This window comes from Calothrix sp. UHCC 0171, from assembly GCF_034931845.1.
Taxonomy (GTDB): Bacteria; Cyanobacteriota; Cyanobacteriia; order Cyanobacteriales; family Nostocaceae; genus Brunnivagina.
This window is the reverse complement of the sequence record NZ_JAYGHN010000003.1, coordinates 177,835-193,123: the sequence shown is the minus strand read 5'-3', so window position 1 is coordinate 193,123 and position 15,289 is coordinate 177,835. Positions and strand designations below refer to the sequence as shown.

Below are 15,289 nucleotides of genomic sequence, written 5' to 3'. Positions count from 1 at the left end.
TATGTTGCCATTCTTACTATCTTTTTCCCTAGCCCAGGCTACCCCTTCTGTACCTCCTGCCCCACCGGAAGAAGTGATCCAAATTCAAGAGGTACGTCCCTTACCCGGTAGGCTAGATAGCGTACCAGTTTTTAACAGTAATAGCCCCGAAAAAGTTGTCAACCCAGGGATTTTACTATCCACTTTTCCCTCAATAGGTAAAAAAAATCCACAAGCACATTTAAACTTTCCTTTTCGGGGTAGATTTGATGTTTTTGCCCATCATGTTTACCAAGCTCCGACTGCCGATAATCTTAGATCGCTTTACCTTGGCATCATCTTATACAATCCTGGCAAAGAACCAGTCAAGGTTAGTGTTTTGCAAGCAGCCAGCTATCTCAGCCAACCTGATGCCCCATTTATTGAGTTACCTGCCTTGGCTCAGAATCTGGAAGGTAAAATATATGCTGGTCCCGGTAGTCGGGTAATGAGTGATATTTTACGAGGACTGCGACAAGATATTTTCCCCCAGGAGATGACAATTGCTCCTGGAGAGTATCAAATGCTACTGAATACCTCCATTCCCGTAGAGGGATTGACTCCGCCTCTGAATGGCAGATCAACCTATGCAAGATTGCGAAGTAGCGGTACTATCTATGCAGCAAGTTTAGCGATGCCAGCAGGTATTAATCCTGATGGAAGTGAAAAAGCGCCAACTCTGGAAGAATGGCAAAATTTATTAAATAATGGTGAATTATCAACACCGAGAGATATTCCACCCACTCCTTTAGCACAAACTAGCCAACGCAAATACGGACGTGTGTCAGGAGTTGCCAGAGGCTCTTATTGGAGGACATCACTTACAGATAGTCCCAAAACCAGATTTTTAACTATTCCCCAACCCGGACAAGCCTTTTCCTATGGATTGAGTACATTACATGGTGGCACATTAGGTACAAATCAAATCCAAAGCGCTCCAATGTTGGTTCGCTACTCTGACACTGCATACTTAGCCCATGGTAATTATGGTGTGCAATATAGTTTCAGATTGCCGCTACATAATAATACACAAACATCACAAACCGTAGCGGTGGCAGTGCAAACACCAATTAAAGAAGATGTATTGAGTCAGAAAGGATTACGTTTTTTTGCCGAATTAGCTCGTCCGACATTCTTTAGAGGTACGGTAAGAGTCCGTTACCAGGATAACTTGGGCAAATTTCAAACAAATTTCGTACATTTGGTACAGAAACGTGGGCAAACTGGAGAGCCATTAGTTACTCTGCCCATTCAGCCAGGTGAAAAAAGACTTGTGGAAGTTGATTTTCTCTATCCACCCGATGCGAGTCCACCACAAGTGCTGACGGTGCAGACATTACCTAAAAGCAATGGGGAGATGGGAAGATAGGAGGATGCAAAGAAAAATTAATCATCAATGCTACTGATGATTTGGACTTGATATTTAAGTCACCTCTATTGTCTCCCATAAGCATCTGCAAAAATGCGATCGCTCTTGAGTAATTGTCAACATAAATTGTATTTTTAAATACTAGTAGAGATTTTTGTTGCATTTTTGCCTATAATTTTGCCGGGATTATCTTTTGGCAAAAGTACATTTTTGCCATAGTTGATCTGGAAAATATCTGGAAACAAATTCTGAAAAAATTTTGGCAAATCTACACAGGATACAAATCAGTTTCCCAGTTTTTGCCAAGATGATATTATTTCCCAATATTTCCCGAAACAATTACAGGGTAATAATCGGCATGAGTGAACAAACTATCGAAGGCAAAGGGAAAGGATTTCTCGTTTTGCTTTTGCCTATCTCTTTTCTGATTGTTTTCTTGGTTTCTACCTGGCGAATTTGGCTAGGGCTGATATTGCTGATAACTGGTATTAATCTTTGGCGAAACTACCAATGGCAAAAGTGGAGTCAAGGAGTTAACCCGATTTTCCATCAGCTAGTTCAGCAAAACCAAGGTAGTTTAAGCCCAATAGATTTGGCAATTAAGGGCAATTTTTCTGCTAGTTCCGCAAAGCGCTTTCTGGATAACAAGGCATCAGAGTTTGGTGCTAGCATCCTCAATACTGAAGATGGTAAACAAGTTTACTACTTTATGACTGCCAATATTCTTGGGGATATTTTGGATAGTAGCGAACCTGTAAAAGAATTGTCATCATCTCGTGTTGCCAAAGCATCAACACAACTTTTAGCATCACCCACAGTAATTCCGGCGGTGCTGGCAGAGAAAGAAGTTGCATTTGTCCCCGAAAAAGAATTAGTTGCGGATATTGAACCTGTAGCAGCTGATTTAAACCCACCAGCAACTCTAGAGGAAGCAAAAAAAACATTAGCAAAGCAATTAACTTTTGGTTCCTTAATTCAATCAGAACTAGCCAAAAGGTTAAATGTTTACTCCAGCACAGTGTTTAAGCGTCGTGGGGATGTTGATTTCCCTGAATGGAGTCGTAGCCGTGATCCGGATGGGATTGCTTGGAGGTACGATCGCAAAACTAGGGAATTTTTTCCAATTGATACATAGGGTATTGGGAATAAGGGCATTAGTTATTTTTCCTCGCGCTCACTGCCCCACTGCCCACAGCCTCCCCAATTGAATTAAATCCTTGTTCTTCAAGTTTGACAAGTAAACCTTGAAGAATGCGGCGAATCATCCACGGACCTTCATAAATCCAACCCGTGTAAACTTGAATCAAACTAGCACCGGCAACTATCTTTTCCCAAGCATCGGCTGCGGTGAAAACGCCACCAACGCCGATAATTGGTATTTGTCCTTGCGTTTTTTGGTAAATAAAACGAATAATTTCTGTAGAGCGATCGCGTACTGGTTTGCCGCTAATACCTCCGGCTTCTGCTTGCGGTGTTTTCCCAGTTCGCTCAATCATTTGTGTATACAATCCATCCCGGCTAATTGTTGTATTTGTGGCAATAATTCCCGCCAGTTTGTAGCTTTTGGCTAATTCAATAATGTCTAATATGGCTTGCCATTCTAAATCAGGAGCAATCTTGACAAAAATTGGTTTTTGTGAGTTATCTGGTTGCAGATTTTCTTGATTTAAAGCATCGAGAATCGCAGCCAGCATTGAGGCATCTTGAAGCGATCGCAATCCGGGTGTGTTTGGTGAAGATACATTGACAACAAAATAGTCACCGCAATTTTTCAGCAAGCGGAAACTATCGCGATAATCTTCTGCCGCAGTTTCTAGGGGGGTAATTTTTGATTTACCTAAATTTATACCGATGGGAATTGGTAAATTAAATTGCCTACGTACTAGTGTTAATCGTTGTGCCATGTCAGCAGCACCCGCATTATTAAAGCCCATGCGATTGAGAACAGCAGCATCTAAGGGCAAGCGAAATAAACGTGGTTGTGGGTTTCCCGGTTGGGCATGAAAAGTGACAGTACCCAATTCCGCAAATCCAAACCCCAAACTACTCCACACGGGGGCAGCAACACCATCTTTATCAAAACCAGCAGCTAAACCCACAGGGTTGGGAAAGTCCAAGCCAAATAAATGTTGTTGTAAACGTGCATCTGATAAACACAAAGTTTGCTGCAAACGTTGATTTACCCAACCTGTGGCGGGACGATGACAAATCTCACCCAGCCAACTTAAACTGCGAATCGTCACAGAATGAAGTTGTTCAGGGTCGGTTTTGACTACATTAAATAGAAAAGGTTTAATTAGGTTTTGATATATATCAGACATAGGAAATAAGACATAGGACATGGGTAATTTTACCCCGCGTCTCCACTTCTACCACTGTTTTCTCCTCACCTGTGGATTGAGGTCATATTTTGGGCATTCTATAGAGTAGGAATCTATATTAATTAATATTTACGCGATCGCCAGATGGTTCAGCCACAAAGACCGATAGCCGCCGAACAGCATATAATTTCCTTGGGACGGGTTCTTCAAAGCCTGAGAGAAGAGGACAATGTTGATGTTTTAATTGAAACAATCATCTCCTTTGTCAAAGAACAGTTTGACTATAACTTGGTTTGGGTGGCACTTTATGATCGCCTTAATCATATCTTGATTGGCAAAGGTGGTTTATTACCAGAGAATAGTAATAATCCTCATTTTCTTACTCAACGTTTAGTATTGAGTCCTGGGGATTTACTAGAGCAAGTTGTCATCGAACAACGTCCCCTTGGTGTAGCTGATTTACGCGCCGAAAAACGTGCAGAAGGATGGCAGGAATTTGCGAAAAGGCACAACCTCCAAGGGACTATAATTTTACCAATTCGCTACAAAGACAAATGTTTAGGTTTGTTGATGCTGGCTTCGTCGCGTTGGGGTTATCTTTTACCGACTGATGCCAAAGCCAGATTGATGATGGTATTGGGGGAACTTGCCGCAGCCCTGCATCAATATGAGATGAATTGGCAACAAAAACAAAATAAGCGTTTGGAAGTACCACTGCTGGAGTTGTTACAAAACTTACAAACACTGAGTAACTTAGAACAACGACTAGAAGCTGTTTTACGAACAACACATGATTTTGTGGCTCCTAGTTATACGCATATTTACTGGTTTGAACGAGAAGGAAGATACTTTTGGCGACGAGCAACAAATCAGTACAACCAAAATAATGGATTGCCAGGGCGTAAAGATAAGTCTTCACCAACTTCCATTACTGTTGAGGAATTAAGCGATTTCTATTATGCTTTGGCTGTAAATGAAATGGTGTCGATAGGAGAAGGACGGACTTCGCTCAAAAGTCATTTTACAGTCCAATTGATGCGACGTTTGCATGTGCGATCGCTACTGGCGGCTCCGATTATTTGGCAAAGGAATTTACTGGGATTTATCGCCGTCGAAGCCAGCGAAGCTAGGATTTGGAAGGAAACCGATAAAAACTTTGTTCAGGGTGCGGCAGGTTTAATTTCGTTGACATCTCCGGTTGCAGATATGGAAGCGACGATTAAATCCATTCGCGATGAAGCTGAATTAACCAGTCAAGTCGCTAGGGGTATATATAGTGAACACGACTTTGAGGAAATTTTCAGTAACTGCGCTGGGAAAATTTTGGCATATTTGGGAGCTACAAGGTTTATTTTAATTGTTTATAATCCTGACCAAAATAGATACGAGATTTTGCATCAAGCCCAAGCACATAAATATCGTCCCTTGAAGTTTCACTTCGATGAGTTGCGGCAAGTTGATTGGCAACTGTTACAACGTAGCGAAGAAGCCATTGGTGTCGAGAATGCGGAAGACTTGCGATTTTTTAACTGGCGATCGCCATTACTGGAAGTTGGTGTACGCTCTTTTATGATTGCTAATTGTGTGGCGGGAAAATCTCCAGAATCACTGTTACTGATTACCCATGAAAATAACAGAGCTTGGACAGTTCAAGAAAAGGAATTAGTGCAGCTTGTCAGTCAGCAGTTTGGTGTCATTACTCGACAGTGGCAACTCCATCACCGCAACAAGCAGCAAGAAAAAATCATGCAAAACCTCCAGGATTGTTTGCGTATTATCGAGCAAGCCGAAGCGGCTGATAGCGAACCTGGTGACAATCACTTGGAAATGATTTCCTTGCGACAAATCGCCTCAGTCCTGAATTGCCCATTAGGATTCATGTTGTCATGGATACCTGGTGAAAAATATGCTGAAATTATACCGGGAGTAGTTGCGGATAACTTTACGATCAAAAATGATGCATTAATACCAGTGAAAGCCGAAGCGCTAATTCAATTGGCATTAACAACACCAGATACACATCAAAAGATGTTACTAGTCAAAGCTAATGACTTACCCGAAGATACTCGCAAGTGGATGTATGGGAAGGGTATTGGTCAGTTATTATTAATGGCATTACGTGCAACCCCAGAACATGAGGCGACTGGTGTCATAGTCATGGCTGATACATTACAACGTCGTTGGTCAGAACAAAGCTTAAAAGCAGCAGAAGCTCTAATTTGCCAACTATCCTGGTCGCGCAGACAAAAGTTAGTCACTCAACGCCTACTTGCTGAACAGAAAAAATTACAACAGCTTAATTGGTATAAACATAGGCGCTATGAAGAAAACCAACGTCATTTAGCCTCATTAATTACTCAAATCAAAAACTTAGGTATTCCCACAACTGAATTCTCCCAGGTACGTTACCAACAGATATTACGGCAAGTAGAAAATACCAATTTAGGAATAGCAGGATTATTAAGAGATGAACAATGGACATTAGATATTGCCAATGATCGGATAGTTATCCCCAGTTTACTCAAGCGATCGCTTGAACAAGTTGATAATTTACTCAAACAACATAAATTATGGGTGGGTATACATGGCTTAGGGCAAAATGTCACGGATGACGCTAACAGCAGAGGTGATACGAATACCCAGTCATCACAATACTCGTTAATAATTATTGGTGATATTGCTAAAATAGAGATTGTACTAAATGAATTATTAGTATCAGCCTGTGAGCGTTCTGTATCTGGAGGGAGAATTGACTTTTGGTGTCGTCGCTTAGATGAGCGTTCTTTAGAACTTTCGATAACTGATAACGGCACTATTAATCCGCAGCTACTCGCAGAACTGTACCAAGATAGTCCCAAAGACATATTCAGATTATCACACCTAAACAAACCCCCTGGTTTACATTTACTGATTTGCCAAAACCTCATGCAACAAATGGGAGGAGAATTACACTTTTATCAGCTTCCCGATAGTCGTATTGTTAGCCGATTATTGGTACCTCTGGCAGCAAAATAATTTTTCTTATGTACGTTTTTGATATCTTTATTTAATAAATTTTGAGACAACATATAAATTAATTGTTTATTGGTTAATTTACATCAGAGGCTCACTTGATAAATATATAACTATTCAAAATTAACTATTTCCTAATTCCAGAATTCAAAAACTCTCGCACAACTTTTAAATACATATCCCTATCTTCCAACATCGGAAAATGTCCTGTATTTTCCATGACTACAAGTTCAACCCGATCATTAAATTTTGCCGCTTTTTCAGCTAACTTTGCCGGAATAATTTGGTCATATTCCCCAGCGATTAACAACGTTGATACGGTTAAATTTTTAAATTCTCCTGGCATTATCTCAGCTTGATATTTACTCACGGATGTAAATATTGTTCCTAAAGCAGCATCATAATCTGCCATCAGAAAATCATCTAAAAATGCTTGACTTTCTCGATTGGGAATCGGACGATGCAAAAATCTTGCCATAAACATGCGGTTGACAAATGGTATTTTACCTAACCATTGAGGGCGAAATTTCACCACATAACCGCCAAATTTATAGAAGGCTTCAAATGCTTTTTTGTCATACTCAAATACGCCGCTACAAGTTAAAATTGCTCTTTCTACTCGTTGCAGATAGCGGTTAATAAATAAAGTTGCTATTGAAGCACCCATTGAGTGGGCGTTGAGATACACTTTCCCAACTTCTAAGCTATCTAGTAATGCTGCTAAATCATCAGCATATTCTTCCAATTCATAAGTCAATTCTGCTGCTGCTGCCGCTTGTGCTGGTATAGATTCTGCTTCTACAACAGCTTCCCCTGCTTTTTCTAAGGCTCTTGCTTTGCCTTGGGAACGTCCAAAGCCGCGCATGTCATATAGTAAACAATCAAACTTATCGGACAATACTTGTGCCGTACTTTGCCAATACCGAGATGAACCAGCCCAACCATGAATAAAAACCATCACAGGTTTACTTTCGGAACCGGATGGTTGTCTGATCCATTCATAGTAATGTTCAACACCCCGAACTTGAATGTGGGACATAAATTTCGCCCTTTACCTTCAGTCATTTGTCCTCTGTTGTTGATTATGACTGATTATCAATCACAAAGGACAAATCACTAATCACTGTTAACAAATACCTAAAGTAAATAGCTAACTAAGCTGATTCAGGCTTAGGTAAGGAAGAAGGATGCACTATCAATTCTGCCGTAGAACGTTTCTCAACCATTTCCCGTGTCACAGAGCAGTGTCCCACATCCTTACGCGATGGCATTTCGTACATGACATCTAGCATTAATTCTTCAATAATACCACGTAATGCTCTTGCACCTGTTTTTCTTCGGTATGCTTCCTGAGCGATCGCTCGTAAAGCTTCCGGTTTAAATTCGAGTTGGACATTGTCCATCTTCAGTAATTTTTGATACTGCTTGACCAGAGCGCTACGCGGCTGCGTCAAAATCGCCATCAATGCTTCTTCATCGAGTGGGTCTACAACTGCCACCATTGGAACCCGCCCAATAAATTCGGGTATCATCCCAAATTTTACTAGGTCATCTGGTTCTAAATGATGCAATGTATCGGCAATACGTTTTTCTTTTGATTGACCTTCGCCTGGTTGCACAAAGCCCATTGACTTTTTGCCTGTTCTCTGCTCGACAACTTTTTCTAAACCGACGAAGGCACCACCACAAATAAATAAAATATTGCTAGTGTCGATCTGAATACAATCTTGGTAGGGGTGTTTACGCCCCCCTTGAGGTGGTACATTAGCGACAGTACCTTCAAGCATTTTTAGCAGGGCTTGCTGTACCCCTTCACCCGATACATCACGGGTAATCGATGGGTTTTCACTCTTGCGGGCAATTTTATCGATTTCATCAATGTAGATAATGCCTCGTTGCGCTTCTTCTACATCTAAATCTGCCACCTGCAACAATCGTAGTAAGATATTTTCTACATCTTCACCCACATATCCAGCTTCAGTGAGGGTGGTAGCATCAGCAACTGCAAAGGGTACATCGAGGATTTTTGCCAGGGTTTGCGCCAAAAGCGTTTTCCCACAACCAGTAGGACCAATTAATAATATATTTGACTTTTGCAATTCAACTGCATCATCGGTAGCAGCTTTGCTATTACCCTTTGACTGAATAATTGCCAATCGCTTGTAGTGGTTATACACCGCAACTGATAGTACCTTCTTCGCTTCATCTTGACCGATAACATGCTCATCAAGATACTTTTTAATCTCTCGCGGTTTCGGTATTTGATTGAATGAAAGATTGCTGGAACGGGTACGGCGTTTCTGAGGTTGTTCGGACTTGGGAGCAGGTTGAGCCGCCGCAGCGCCGTTTGTGTCGAGCAACTCCTCATCTAGTATTTCATTGCACAAGTCTACGCATTCATCGCAGATGTAGACTCCCGGTCCGGCGATTAGCTTACGCACCTGCTCTTGAGACTTGCCACAAAACGAACATTTTAAATGGGAGTCGTACTTAGACATACCAGCCTCATTATTTGACAATGGTAACGTTTTCCCCAACTGTGGGAAGATTGGATGTGGAAATTACTTGGTCGATAAGACCATAATTTTTGGCTTCATCTGCCGACATGAAAAAGTCACGTTCCGTGTCAGCTTCAATTCTTTCTAAAGGCTGTCTAGTGTGGTGTGCCAGTAACTGGTTCAACTTAGACTTATGATAAAGAATTTCTTTGGCTTGAATTTCGATGTCTACTGCTTGTCCCTGAGCGCCACCGAGTGGTTGGTGAATCATAATTCGGGAGTCGGGTAAAGACATCCGTTTGCCAGTTGTACCCGCAGCTAGCAGAAAAGCCCCCATACTAGCGGCTAAACCAAAGCAGATGGTGACAACATCTGGGCGAATTTGCTGAATTGTATCATAAATTGCCATTCCTGCTGTAACCGAACCGCCAGGAGAATTGATGTAAAGCTGAATATCTTTTTCGGAATCTTCAGCATCGAGAAATAATAACTGGGCAATGATGGAGTTGGCAACATTGTCGTCAACTGGTGTACCCAGGAATACAATTCGCTCCCGCAGTAAACGGGAGTAGATGTCAAATGCCCTTTCTCCCACACCTGATTGTTCTACAACCATTGGGACGATGTTGCTAGGAGTGCCAAGGGAGTTAATTGCTAATTTACTCAAGCTACCGATGGGATAATTTCCCGATTGCGATAAAAACATACAGAACGCCTAACAATCAATAGAATTGTGGGTTAAATAGGGCAGTTTTTGCCACTCGATTTGAAAATTGAGTTCATACTCAGAACTGCAAAGCACAAAGTTTTCGTATTTTAGGGTATGTGTTAACCATTATGCCTCATCTAAATTCTGATCGTGCGATATCCTTTTTTAGATAAACTGTACGGTTATCACACCACCAAATCAGGCGATTGCACTGAGTTAGTAACATTAGTCACGATTATCTCTTCAGCTTACTCAATTGTAAATGGGAATTGGGAATTAGGCATGGGGAAGTTGGGAATTGGGTGTTGTACCCGAATTCCGAATCCCTACTGCTTACTTTCTATTCTCCAGCCTCTGAGGTGTCAGTGGCGACGGTTTCTACTGCTGTTGCTTCGGTTTCTTCATTTGCTTCGACTTCTTCTGCTTTTTGGAGAGAACCTTCGGGAACAAGCTCGACACTGGACTTTTCTAAAAGCCAATCGACTATTTTTTCGGTTAGCATTTCATTTTCGACGGCTGAACGCAATCTATCTTCATCTATATCTTGTTGATCAGCATATTCTGCCATCAATTCTGTGACACGATTTTGAATTTCTTCATCAGTAACTTTGATGGATTCGCGTTTACCAACTTCCCGCAAGGAGAGGCTGCGTTTAATTCTATCGGTGGCTTCGCCGCGAGAATTTTCGCGTAGTTTGGGAATAATATCAGCCGTAAATAATTTACGGATGTCCATACCCTGTTGTTGCAAGCGCATTGCTGTTTGTGTCAGCATGGCATCAACTTCTTGCTGAATCATTGTGTCGGGTAGGTCGATTTCTACATACTTAACTAGTTCGTTGAGTAATGCCTCTTGTTTATTTGCTCTGGTTTTGTCGCTAGCTTCTTTCTGAAAACGTTCTTCCAATGATGCCCGCAGTTCTGCTAAAGTTTCAAACTCGCTAACTTCTTTGGCAAAATCATCGTTTAATTCTGGCAGTTCTTTTTCCTTCAGTTCTTTGACCGTAACAGTAAAAGTAGCTGGTTTGCCAGCTAATTCCTCGTTGGCATAGGGAGTGGGGAATGTGGCTTTAATTTCTTTGGTTTCGCCGGGATTCATGCCCACAATTCCGGTGACAAATCCGGGAATAAACCGATCTTCTTGTAGTTCCACTTGGAAATCTTCAGCTTCTCCACCGGGAATCGGTTCGGGTTCCCCTTCTTCGCCTTCGCCTTTATCAATAACTCCTTTAAAATCGACAACTGCGACATCACCGATTTGTGCTGCGCGCCCTTCAATGGGGATTAAAGTTCCCATCTGTTGACGTTCGCCATCCAAAACTGTATCAACTCGCTCTGGATCGTATTTTACTTCTTCGGCTGTAATTTGTAGTCCAGTATACTGACTTAACTGCACTTCTGGTTCTACATCAACTGCTGCTGAAAAAGTAAAAGGTTGACCTGGTTCATAATTTTCGATTAAAGCATCAAACTGCGATCGCAATTGCGGTTGTCCTATTGCTGGGATTTTTTCTTGTTCCAAAGCTTTGGTAATCCCATCTTGGATGATTTCTTCTAGCGCTGCTGCCTTAACGCGAGCCATTCCTAAACGCTGTAACAAGATTGGGCGGGGTACTTTGCCTTTACGAAACCCAGGAATGTTAACGGTGCGAGACAAGTTATTCACAACCTGTTCGTAAGTTTTTTTGGTGGTTTCCGGCGTAATTTCGATTTCCAAACCAATTTGACTGGCGGGAAGTTTCTCCTGGGTGACTTTCATGCTTCGTCTCGATTATTTTTGATGTTTTTACTCCCATGTGAAATCTGACAGGGACAAGTTTCCCTCTGCACATTTTCACACATCGCTGTTTGACTCTAGCTAACTGAGAGTGAGTATCTCAAAGCCTTAGCAATGAATACTGGAAATTAAAGTTGCCAGAGTCAGGTGTCTTCAGACTAGACTATTGATATATCCATCTCTTTGAGTCCGATTTGCTATTCACTGCCTGATCGTGCTTAAGGAAATGGCATTGTCGTTTGATGCAGAATTTTAAGTTTACTGCTTGTCAAAACACTTGACGCTTAAATAGTAAATAAATTTATTGATATAATCCTCCAATAAATAAACATGAAAAATAATAACTTTGCCATCCTTATCTAATACAAGGAGTACGCAATCGGTTGACTAGGCTTAACCACATAATATTGGGCGGGTTTGAGAGTCATTGCCATCGGTCTTTTTTTGCCACTGGGAAAAGCCTCTGGCTTTTCACGTCGCTTAGTTGTGATATCCTGGTTCTCAGACAGTATTTTTAACTTTAAAACTCCCTATTGGCAACCTTTCTAATGGAAATTCCCAACCAAACTCTCATATTGTCCAGGTAAAACAACTGCGATTTAGTCGTCATTTGACCTGTTTGCCCATGTTTTCTCCTTCTGAATCATAGTACATCAATCTTTCATACGAAACACCTGACAGATTCTGCTGCGATTCCCTCTATCATCATTTTCTGCCACACTCCCGATGTTTTTGTAGAAACTTAAGTTTGCAATATAATATATTGTCTGATTAGTTGTTTAGGTAAAAATTTCATTTATTATTTAACTAGCACAAATTATAATTTTCACGGAACTCAGGTATAAATTCCGTTAGCATATCTAGATAAAACCAATAATTTTAAGTATAAATCCGTAAATAAAAATACATTTTATGTTTTCTGGATAACCAAAAGCTTCAGTAGAATATCAATAGATTCAGATTCAAAAATTTCACTTTTACTGGGCAATACGCCCAAGATATTTACCAAAAAACATTAGTCAATAATCGTCGGAGGAAGTAAATTTGTCTAAAACTTATACTGTCGCTATTTTAGGAGCAACTGGTGCAGTAGGTCATGAGTTGCTGGAATTATTAGAAAGTCGTCATTTTCCCCTTGCTGAACTGAAATTATTGGCATCACCCAGAAGTGCTGGTCAGACTTTAGCATTCAAGGGAGAAAATATTGCAGTTGAAGCAGTAGATGAAAATTCCTTCAACAATGTTGATATATTGCTAGCAAGTGCTGGTGGTTCTACGTCTCAAGCTTGGGCACACAAAGCCGTCGATGCCGGAGCAGTAGTCATTGATAATTCCAGTGCGTTCCGGATGAACCCCGACGTACCCTTAGTTGTGCCGGAAGTGAATCCCGATGCCGTAGCCAAGCATAAAGGAATTATTGCCAATCCGAACTGCACGACAATCCTGATGGCAGTGGCAATTTATCCACTACACCAAGTCAAAAAAATTCAGAGAATAGTTGCCGCTACTTATCAATCAGCGAGTGGCGCTGGTGCAAAAGCAATGGCAGAAGTGCAAGCTCAAGCTAGTGCGATTTTAATGGGAGAAAAACCACCCACTGATATTTTCCCCTATCCTTTAGCTTTTAATTTGTTTCCCCACAATACACCATTAAATGATATGGGTTATTGTGAAGAAGAAATGAAAATGGTCAACGAAACCCGAAAGATTTTCGCGGCTCCAGATATCCGAGTGACGGCGACTTGTGTACGGGTTCCCGTTCTACGTGCCCATTCAGAAGCAATTAATTTAGAATTTGCCGAGCCTTTTTCTGCTCATGAAGCCAGAGAAATTCTCAACAAAGCTCCAGGAGTAAAATTAGTAGAAGATTGGCAAGCCAACTATTTCCCGATGCCAGTTGATGCTACAGGTTGTGATGAAGTTTTGGTAGGTAGAATTCGTGAGGATATTTCTCATCCTTGCGGTTTAGAATTGTGGCTATGTGGCGACCAAATTCGCAAAGGTGCTGCTTTAAATGCTGTACAGATTGCCGAATTATTGGTAGAAAAAAACATAGTTAAGCCAGCGCCAGCAATAGCTTCACGGTAAAAAGTGCGGAATTCATAATTACAGTAATCGAAATAGCTTGATATCTAGTTTGTCAGCATCAACACTGTCCTGACATAATTATATGCATAGGGTAATTAGTATTTAATAACTATGAATAGAACATTTACACCCCTTGATGATTCTGTCTAGAGTTGATAAAAATAATTATCTACATGTTAGTGATTGATTATTTAGTATAAGTAACAAATAGCAAATAACAAGCAATTAAAGTTGAAATAAATTTACAAGTAAGCTATTTTTAAGAAAACCACCGCACTAATTTCAACAGGTAAATACGAATCAGGAGTAAAACAAGGGTGGTAGATTTTGGTAAAGTTTTAACCGCAATGGTTACACCGTTCAAGAAAGACGGTAGCGTTGATTACGACCTAGCAGCCCAATTAGCAGCCTATCTTGCTGATAATGGCAGTGATACCCTGGTGATCTGCGGCACAACAGGAGAGTCCCCGACACTTTCTTGGGACGAAGAATATCAATTGTTTAGTGTGGTACTGCAAGCTGTCGCAGGAAAAGCACTAGTAATGGCGGGGTGTGGTTCTAATTCGACAAAGGAGGCGATCGCAGCCACTCAAAAAGCCGCTAAAATAGGAGTACATGGTTGTTTACAAGTAGTCCCCTATTATAATAAACCGCCGCAAGCGGGATTATATCAACACTTTAAAGCGATCGCTGAAGCAACACCAGATTTACCTGTGTTGTTGTATAACGTTCCTGGTCGTACAGGTCAAAACTTAATGCCAGAAACCGTTGCCAAGCTAGCCGAGATAAATAACATTATTGGCATTAAAGAAGCAAGTGGCAACATAGACCAAGCAAGCGAGATTAGCCGCTTGACACCGCCAGAGTTTCACATTTACTCTGGAGATGATTCTTTAACTTTACCTTTACTAGCGATTGGTGCTAAAGGTGTGGTTAGCGTTGCTTCCCATATAGTAGGTATACAGCTACAACAAATGATACAAGCTTACAATTCGGGGAAAGTACAGCAAGCAACCGAAATTCACCTGCGGCTTTTTCCTTTATTCAAAGCTTTATTCATTACCACTAATCCCATTCCAGTAAAAGCTGCACTTCAGCTTTGTGGATGGCAAGTGGGTTCCTCCCGTCCGCCACTCTGTGAGGTATCACCAGAAGTTGCTCAACGATTAGAGGTAGTTTTGAAAGAACTAAATTTAATTTGAAGAAACTAATATAGTTCTTTTTCGACTTTAACAAGTTAACGTAATAGAAGATACATATAAAAAAGTGCGTAGATTCTACCAGGTGATAGTAAAAAAACCTGTGTTACGACTGAATGTATATAGTTATGACGATTCAACTCCAGCTAGACGAACCTAATCGATTGAGCATCCTAGGTTTAACCTAAACTTTATCCAGACTAAATTAACAACTATCTCGTTATTGTCTGCGATTAAAATTTTACAAATTTTTTTCAGTGAAAAAACATCGAAACAAACAAAAGTAAACAATCTCAGG

At 40.9% G+C, this 15,289-nt stretch carries 10 protein-coding genes; 5 read left to right on the top strand and 5 right to left on the bottom strand.

What is annotated here, in order from left to right; genetic code table 11:
- The first annotated feature begins 1 nt into the window (after position 1).
- Positions 2-1,387, top strand: a complete 1,386-nt coding sequence (locus tag VB733_RS04225) for a DUF3370 domain-containing protein (protein ID WP_323338862.1) — start codon at positions 2-4, stop codon at positions 1,385-1,387.
- Positions 1,388-1,745: 358 nt separating this feature from the next.
- The gene (locus VB733_RS04220) at positions 1,746-2,522 is read left to right on the top strand and encodes a hypothetical protein (protein ID WP_323338861.1); all 777 of its coding nucleotides are present in this window, start codon (positions 1,746-1,748) and stop codon (positions 2,520-2,522) included.
- Between the two features lie 19 nt (positions 2,523-2,541).
- Here VB733_RS04220 and VB733_RS04215 read toward each other — a convergent pair whose 3' ends face one another.
- Entirely contained in the window at positions 2,542-3,708 is a 1,167-nt protein-coding gene (locus VB733_RS04215) for a quinone-dependent dihydroorotate dehydrogenase (RefSeq protein WP_323338860.1), read from the bottom strand.
- 144 nt (positions 3,709-3,852) lie between these two features.
- Here VB733_RS04215 and VB733_RS04210 point away from each other — a divergent pair, with 144 nt between their 5' ends.
- Positions 3,853-6,723 (top strand): GAF domain-containing protein, encoded by a 2,871-nt coding sequence (locus tag VB733_RS04210; protein ID WP_323338859.1) that lies wholly within the window; start codon positions 3,853-3,855, stop codon positions 6,721-6,723.
- Positions 6,724-6,847: 124 nt separating this feature from the next.
- On the opposite strand, the gene VB733_RS04205 is transcribed toward VB733_RS04210, so the two are convergent.
- The 4 genes from VB733_RS04205 to tig all read right to left on the bottom strand — a co-directional run bounded on the left by VB733_RS04205 (position 6,848) and on the right by tig (position 11,686).
- Complete coding sequence (locus VB733_RS04205; protein WP_323338858.1) at positions 6,848-7,759, bottom strand: alpha/beta hydrolase; 912 nt, start codon at positions 7,757-7,759, stop codon at positions 6,848-6,850.
- A 115-nt stretch (positions 7,760-7,874) separates the two neighbouring features.
- Positions 7,875-9,218 carry an ATP-dependent protease ATP-binding subunit ClpX gene (gene clpX / locus VB733_RS04200; RefSeq protein WP_096618455.1) on the bottom strand — a complete coding sequence of 448 codons (1,344 nt, stop codon included), beginning with the start codon at positions 9,216-9,218 and terminating at the stop codon, positions 7,875-7,877.
- Between the two features lie 10 nt (positions 9,219-9,228).
- On the bottom strand, positions 9,229-9,924 hold the full coding sequence (gene clpP, locus VB733_RS04195; protein ID WP_323338857.1) for an ATP-dependent Clp endopeptidase proteolytic subunit ClpP: 696 nt from the start codon (positions 9,922-9,924) through the stop codon (positions 9,229-9,231).
- A 343-nt stretch (positions 9,925-10,267) separates the two neighbouring features.
- A complete protein-coding gene (tig, locus tag VB733_RS04190; protein ID WP_323338856.1) occupies positions 10,268-11,686 on the bottom strand; it encodes a trigger factor in 1,419 nt (472 codons plus the stop codon).
- A 1,062-nt stretch (positions 11,687-12,748) separates the two neighbouring features.
- Between tig and VB733_RS04185 the strand changes: the two genes are divergently transcribed.
- Positions 12,749-13,792, top strand: a complete 1,044-nt coding sequence (locus tag VB733_RS04185; RefSeq protein WP_323338855.1) for an aspartate-semialdehyde dehydrogenase — start codon at positions 12,749-12,751, stop codon at positions 13,790-13,792.
- A 317-nt stretch (positions 13,793-14,109) separates the two neighbouring features.
- Positions 14,110-14,994 carry a 4-hydroxy-tetrahydrodipicolinate synthase gene (gene dapA, locus VB733_RS04180; RefSeq protein ID WP_323338854.1) on the top strand — a complete coding sequence of 295 codons (885 nt, stop codon included), beginning with the start codon at positions 14,110-14,112 and terminating at the stop codon, positions 14,992-14,994.
- Positions 14,995-15,289: the final 295 nt, after the last annotated feature.

Excerpts from the sequence above, each read along its gene's own strand:
- tig (WP_323338856.1), bottom strand. The coding sequence starts at position 11,686 with ATGAAAGTCACCCAGGAGAAACTTCCCGCCAGTCAAATTGGTTTGGAA.
- VB733_RS04220 (WP_323338861.1), top strand. The coding sequence starts at position 1,746 with ATGAGTGAACAAACTATCGAAGGCAAAGGGAAAGGATTTCTCGTTTTG.
- clpP (WP_323338857.1), bottom strand. The coding sequence starts at position 9,924 with ATGTTTTTATCGCAATCGGGAAATTATCCCATCGGTAGCTTGAGTAAA.
- VB733_RS04210 (WP_323338859.1), top strand. The coding sequence starts at position 3,853 with ATGGTTCAGCCACAAAGACCGATAGCCGCCGAACAGCATATAATTTCC.
- clpX (WP_096618455.1), bottom strand. The coding sequence starts at position 9,218 with ATGTCTAAGTACGACTCCCATTTAAAATGTTCGTTTTGTGGCAAGTCT.
- VB733_RS04205 (WP_323338858.1), bottom strand. The coding sequence starts at position 7,759 with ATGTCCCACATTCAAGTTCGGGGTGTTGAACATTACTATGAATGGATC.
- VB733_RS04215 (WP_323338860.1), bottom strand. The coding sequence starts at position 3,708 with ATGTCTGATATATATCAAAACCTAATTAAACCTTTTCTATTTAATGTA.
- VB733_RS04225 (WP_323338862.1), top strand. The coding sequence starts at position 2 with ATGTTGCCATTCTTACTATCTTTTTCCCTAGCCCAGGCTACCCCTTCT.